Raw genomic sequence first — 4,960 nt, 5'->3', positions numbered from 1 at the left:
ATGGCGGTCGGCTCGCCGATGTGCCCGCCAACCTGCGTGCCGACCTGGCAGTGCCGGGCGCTCTCTGACCTTTTGAGCAGATGAAAAACGCCGGGGCTGGATGATCCGGCCCCGGCCTTTTCGTTCCCGATCGGGGGTCAGACGACCGGCAGGTCGCTGTCCCAGACAAAGGTGCGGCTCTCGACATTGCCGGCGGTGTCATAGGTGACGTCGATCCGGTGCCAGTCATAGGCATCGTTCACGTCCTCGACCACGCGCGACGTGATCACGCCATCGGCGTAGGAATTCGTCGAGACGCGGCCGTCGTCGTAGGTGGTGACACGTTCCGTCAACTGGCCCGAGGCATCGTAGATGTTGGCATGTTGCGTCCACTCGAAGCTGTCCGCGCTGTCCTCGACGATCCGCGACGTCTTGACCCCTCCGGCATAGTTTGTCGTCACGGTCATGCCATCGTCCAGCGCAGAGACGAGCGAGGTGATGTTGCCCGATGCGTCAAAGCTGAAGGTCTGTTCGGTCCAGATGAAATCGTCGCCCGTGTCTTCGACCACCCGCTCGGTGATGATGCCGCCGGAATAGGTGTTGGTCGCCGTGCGTCCGTCGTCAAAGACGGTGACGCGCGACACGACGTTGCCGGAGGCATCGTAGGTGTTGACGAAGCTGTCCCACTTGTTCGCATCCGCAAGGTCGTGGCCTTCGCGCGTCTGCAGAACCCCGCCGACAAAGATGTCGGTGGCCTGGCTGCCGTCATCGTAGGAGATCTCGCGCCCGATGCGCGATCCGTCAACGCCGCTGTAGGTGTAGACATAGCTGGCCCAGACACCGATGTCGCCGGTATCGGACACGACCGTACCCTCGTAGTCCAGCGCCAGCCCGACCAGGATTGGGTCGTGGTCGGAGGTGCGGAAAGGCACGGAGCCGTCGAAGATCGACCCGTCCTTGCCGAAGTCTAGGTTATAGTCGAGCGCGTCCGGCTCATCGGCGTTGATCGCCCATTCCGAGGTGCCGGTGATCTGCGCCGTCAGGGGCTCGTTGGCAAAGGCATAGTCCAGCGTGCCCGTCAGGCCGTCGAAGACATAGGAATAGGCGTCCGGCCCCTGGAACAGCTCGACCAGGTCGGTATAGCCTTCGCCTTCCAGGTAGGTGATCGGATCTTCCATCGCGTAGGCGTTCAGATCGCCAAGCACCAGGATGTCCTTGTCGCCCGAACCGGTGGGATCCGTGTCCAGCCAGGCGTTCAGCGCGGTCACGCCGTTCAGGCGGGTGCCGTTCGAGAAGCCCTGGCCATCGCCGGTGTCGGCATCACCAGCATCCGGTCCGGCTGAGCCCTTGGACTTCATGTGCGTGACGACGACGTTGACCGTTGCCCCGTTCGACAGTTGTTCGAAGGTCACAGCCAGCGGCGCGCGGTTGGTGCCCGCCCCGTCAAAGACCGCCGGCATGCCACCCAGGCCAAGGCCGGGAAGATCGGCGTCGGTCAGCACCTCGACCGTGGTGCCGGGGGCGATCCGCACGGTGTCGGTCTTGTAGATCACGCCCACGGCGATCGCGTCGCTGCCGACATGGCGGGTGCCCGGATCGACCCAGGCATAGGTGCCGGCGCCGGCCTGCGCGTTCAGATACTCGACCAGTTGTTCGATGGCGTTGCCCGGCGCGCCAGCGAGAAAGTCGTTTTCCAGCTCGACCAACCCCAGGATGTCGGCGTCCATTTCCAGGATGGCCTGACCCAGCTTTTCCAGCTGGCGGTTGTATTCGTCCACGCTGTCCGCGCCGCGCGGATCAAAGCCAAGGGCCGTGCTGCCGCCATCGTCCACCGTGGCAAAGAAATTCAGCACGTTCAGGCTGGTGACCTTCAGGGTGCCGCCCACGGGCTCGGGTGTCACCGGGCGCACGCTTTCCTTGTCAAAGCTGTTCTCGCCGTCGACCGTCGAGATCACGCGCCAGGTCGCGCCGGAGCTGCTGTTGCCCGCCCACTGGTAATTCAGAACGCCCGAGAGGCCGGTGATCGTGTCGCCCATCCGGATGTCCGAACCGGTCGAGAAGGTGGGGCCAAAGCCGTCGAGATTGCCGATCAGGGCGTTTTGCTGCTGCAACCCGTCGTCATAAGTGATGGTGCGCGCACCGACATCCTGCAGGAAGGCATTGTAGGCCAGGGCGTCCGGTGCGTTGGTCTGGGTGAATTGCTGGACGCGTCCGCCCTGCATCAGCTTGATCTCGTTGAACCGGTCCAGCTGGTACATCTCGGAGATGGTCAGTTCGTCCGGGAAGGTGACACGCATGCCTTCGTAGGCTTCGAGGTCGGGCTGGAAATCGCCGTCCTGGTTGGTGGTGACACCGGCTGCAGGCAGCGAGATTTCGGCCGCGGTCGGCAGTGGTGCGCCGCTACCGATGACGGTCACGCTGGTCACGTTGGAGATCTGGGTTTCCCCGAAATACTCTCCGACCGTCCCGGTGACCTGAACCACGTCTCCGATGTTCACGTCGACGGCGGGCAGACTGCCGTCGAAGACGAAGATGCCTTCGGAGGTCATCACGTTGCCGTCGGCGTCGCCATCCTCTTCCTGCAGGTAGAAGCCGCGCAGGTTGCGCGCGGCATCGGCGTCTCCGTCCTGGAAATCCCCGACGACCACGGCCTCGACAGTGACCGTCTGACCGACCAGCGGGCTGGTATCGGTTGCCCCCTGGATGTCGTGTATGGCGGTGATGCCGATGTCATCGGTCCGGATCGTGCCGGTCGCCGTCGCGGTCGAGATCGTGGCCGCGCCGCTGGCGTTCGACAGGGTGACGGTGAACCCCTCGTCCGTTTCGATGTCGGTATCGCCCGTGACCTGTACCGTGATGGTCTTGCTGGTTTCGCCCGCCGCAAAGCTGACTGTGCCCGAGGGCAGGCTGCCGCCGAAGTCGGCCGCATCCGCCCCGCCGCCGCTGACCGCGTAGTCGACGGTGGTGGCCGCGGTCGTGTCGCCAGAACGGGTGACGGTGAAAGTAAAGCCGGTGCTGCCGCTGTCGCCCTCGAGCTTGTCCGCATCGGTCGCGGCGATGGCCAGCTCCGGCGTCGTGACGGCGCCCGCGCGGTCGATCACGATGTCACGCATGGCAAAGGCTTCGCCTCCGCCGTTGTTGACTCCGGCGGTCAGTGTCACGGTCAGTGTCGAGCCGCTCATGCCGTTCAGCGCAGAAGAGGCATAGGTGGTGAAATCGTTGGTCAGCGTGCCGTCGTAGCCAGCGAGGTCGGCGGCATCCCCGTCGATGTCGATCTTGAGCGGATCGTTCAGCGTCACGGTCGTGCCGCTTTCCAGCGTGTAGGTCAGGCTGGCGCTGTCGTCGCTGTCGATCTGGAACAGGGTGACGGGGGGCAGGCCGTCCAACTGGACGGTGATTGTATAGCTGTTGTCGCCGGATTCGAAATCGCCCATCGCGGCAAAGTCGATCGAGATGTCGCCGATCGTCCCGCCCGAGACATCGAAGGTCCAGGTCGCCGTCCCGGTCCCGCCCGGGTTGTCGGCATTGTCGAGGTCCTGGATGCCGAAGAAGGGCGCGGTATCGCCGGTCTTGGCAATGCCAAAGGTATCGGCGGCAAAGCTGCCGGCGGTGTCATCGGCAAAGTCGAAGTTCACGGTCCGGTCAGTGATGCCGAAGACGTCGAAAAAGCTGGAAACGAAGGCGCCGTTGGTGGCGCTGTTGTCCGGCGTGGCGGCAAAGCTGGTCAGGTTGCTGCTGGTGCCGTTCACGAGGTCGAAGGCCAGCGGGCCGGTCGGCGCTGCCGTGACCACGATATTGTCCAGCCCGATCTCGTCGCGCGATCCGCTGCCGGAAACATCGTCGGTCTGCCACTGCAGGTAGATCGACTCTCCGTCCTGCAGGGTAAAGCCGGTCAGGGTCGTGCTGCGGGCCACTGTCTGAAAGCCCAGGGCATCGGCCGCCTCGGCGCTGGTGTAATCCAGCAAGGCCACCGGTGTGTAGGTCGCGTCGTCCAGCGACCAGGCAAAGTTGAGCGTGTTCGCGCGGGCCTGGTCATTGTTAACCATGATGTCATAGGCAAGGTCGAGAGAGCTGATCGGCGCGCCGGTGGTATTGGTGATCTTCAACGTGATCGTGCCGGGCGTCATGTCGCTGCCGGTCGGCTGGAACCCCAGGAATGTATTGCCGCCGACCTCGAAGGCATAGGCCCCTCCGGTCGATACACCGCCATCCGCGTCGGTGCCGCGGGCAAAGTCACCCGAGGCAAAGCTGCCGCCAAAGCTTGTGGCGCCCTCGGACAGGCCCGAAACGCGCCAGATGTCCGAATCCAGCTGTCCTGCGCCGGGTGTCGGTGCGAAACCCGCGCCTCCGAAACCGTCGAAATTCTCGTTGAAATTGACCATCACGCGCCCCCACGTCTGTCTGTCGCTCATGGCGACCCAAAAAAGCTATTGCCCGGACGGAGCAGGGGGCTCCGGTCCCGGAAAATCGCTGTGTTCATGCTGCCATCTACAGCGACTTCGCGGCACAGAAAAAGTTAACGTTTTGTAAAAAGGACCGGCGTTGGGCGATGAAAGGAGGGGACCCGGATATAATTGCGCAAAAACTCAACAATGGCAGGCCCTTGTCCGTGACGCGCCGATGGGTGTTGGCATCCGGAACAGCCATTCTGATTTGGAATCAGTCGGGTGACGCGGGGGAAAGAGTGCGGGCGATTCCATTCTTTCCACATCGAAAACTGAAGCGCAGAGCGGTGGAGAATCCGCTTGGGCGTTAAGGGCGTGTTGAAGGATGCTGACCTAGGACGTGTTGACAAAAAGGATTCACAGTTCGGGCTGATCGTGATTCAAGCTGGTATCTGCGATGGAGACCCGCTTGGCACGAGACCTGTTGTCGGACGAGGAATGGGCGTTCTTTGAGCGTTTCATCCGGACAGTCCGCGCCCCGAACGGGCGCAAACCTACCAACCACCGCCTAGGGTCAGGACTCGTTCTCTCTCAAA

1 protein-coding gene is annotated in these 4,960 nt (G+C 63.2%); it reads right to left on the bottom strand.

Annotation, left to right across the window (positions count from 1 at the left end; all coding sequences use genetic code 11):
- Positions 1 to 137 precede the first annotated feature (137 nt).
- Positions 138 to 4,391: an ExeM/NucH family extracellular endonuclease gene (locus PVW46_RS13360; protein WP_274576162.1), complete on the bottom strand. Its 4,254-nt coding sequence runs from the start codon at positions 4,389 to 4,391 to the stop codon at positions 138 to 140.
- Positions 4,392 to 4,960 lie beyond the last annotated feature (569 nt).

This window comes from Mameliella sp. AT18 (assembly GCF_028807275.1).
Classification (GTDB): domain Bacteria; phylum Pseudomonadota; class Alphaproteobacteria; order Rhodobacterales; family Rhodobacteraceae; genus Antarctobacter; species Antarctobacter albus.
Note: the sequence above shows the minus strand (reverse complement) of the source record. Positions and strands in the feature narration are given on the sequence as shown.